Origin of the sequence: Ensifer sp. ZNC0028 (assembly GCF_000799055.1) — a bacterium.
In the GTDB taxonomy this organism is placed as follows: domain Bacteria; phylum Pseudomonadota; class Alphaproteobacteria; order Rhizobiales; family Rhizobiaceae; genus Ensifer.
This window is the reverse complement of the sequence record NZ_JTLA01000154.1, coordinates 1-1,458: the sequence shown is the minus strand read 5'-3', so window position 1 is coordinate 1,458 and position 1,458 is coordinate 1. Positions and strand designations below refer to the sequence as shown.

Genomic DNA, 1,458 nt, shown 5'->3' with positions numbered 1-1,458 from the left:
CGCTGACGCCGGCCACGGCCGACGCGCCGCCGGCGGCCCGCACCCGCGAGGCGGGGGGCATTCTGCTCGCCAAGACCACCATGCCGGACTACGGCATGCTCTCCTCCGGCCTTTCCAGCTTCCACAAGCTTGCCCGCAACCCGTGGGACCTCTCGGCCAATCCGGGCGGGTCGAGCGCCGGCGCGGGTGCGGCCGCCGCGGCCGGTTATGGGCCTTTGCACATCGGCACGGATATCGGCGGCTCGGTCCGCCTGCCCGCCGGCTGGTGCGGCATCGTTGGGCTGAAGCCTTCGGCCGGCCGCGTGCCGATCAACCCGCCCTTCATCGGCCGCGTCGCCGGCCCGATGACCCGGACGGTCGCCGATACGGCGCTTTACATGTCGGTACTGTCGCAGCCGGACGCCCGGGACACGATGTCCCTGCCCTATGCCGATATTCCCTGGCTCGATCTCGACCGTGACCTGAAGGGCCTGAAGATCGGCCTCTGGCTCGACGCCGGCTTCGGCCAGTCGGTCACGGTGGAAACGGAGCAGGCGGTCAAGAAGGCGGCCGAGCTCTTTGCCGACGCCGGCGCGACCATCGAGCCGATCGGCCCGTTCCTGACGCGCGAGATGATCGACGGTCTCGACCGCTTCTGGCGGGCACGCGGCTGGGAAGACGTTTCGCGCCTTTCGCCGGAAAAGCAGGCGCAGATCCTGCCCTACATCTTCGACTGGATCAAAACGGCCGAGGACTTTAACGGCCGTGAGGTCTATACCGGCTTCGCCCAGATCGAGGCGATGCGCAACGCGCTGCATGCAGCACTTTCCGGCTATGACTTCATCCTGTCGCCGACCGCGCCGACCGCATCTTACCCGGCCGAATGGGCCTCGCCGGTCAACGACCCGCAGAAGCCGTTCGAGCACATCGCCTTCACCGTCGCCGTCAACATGGGCGGCCAGCCGGCAATCTCGCTCAACTGCGGCTATACCGCAGGCGGCCTGCCGATCGGCCTGCAGATCATCGGCCAGCAGTTCGACGATATCGGCGTGCTTCGCCTCGCGCGCGCCTTCGAGACCATGCGTCCGGAGCAGCGCCCATGGCCGAAGGTCGCATGATGAGCGACACGATGCGCTACACCATCGAGAGCGGCGATCTCGAGAACATCGTCTCCCGCCTGCTCGACATCGTTCGCCGACTCGGCGTCAGCGTTTCGAAACTCGCGATCGAGGTGGACGGCGGCAAGGCCAGCCTCGAAATCGCCGTGTCTTCGGCCTCGCAAGCAGTCGCCAATACACTGCGTGAGCGCATCGGACAGATCGAAGGCGCGAAGGCAGCAGCCTAGCCCGCATCATTATCAACGCGGCCGTGCCGCTTTACACAGACTGAAAACCACAGGAGTGCCGACAATGGCCCGCAAACTTTTCATCCTTCCCGGCGACGGCATCGGCCCGGAAGCCATGGCGGAAGTCCGCAAAA

At 66.5% G+C, this 1,458-nt stretch carries 2 protein-coding genes; both read left to right on the top strand.

Going from position 1 to position 1,458, the window contains the following annotated elements; genetic code table 11:
- Positions 1-1,097, top strand: a 1,097-nt coding sequence (locus L981_RS30495) for an amidase (RefSeq protein ID WP_043625667.1), incomplete at its 5' end; no start/stop codon positions are given.
- Complete coding sequence (locus tag L981_RS30490; protein WP_043625665.1) at positions 1,079-1,324, top strand: hypothetical protein; 246 nt, start codon at positions 1,079-1,081, stop codon at positions 1,322-1,324. The genes L981_RS30495 and L981_RS30490, both read left to right, overlap by 19 nt.
- Positions 1,325-1,458 lie beyond the last annotated feature (134 nt).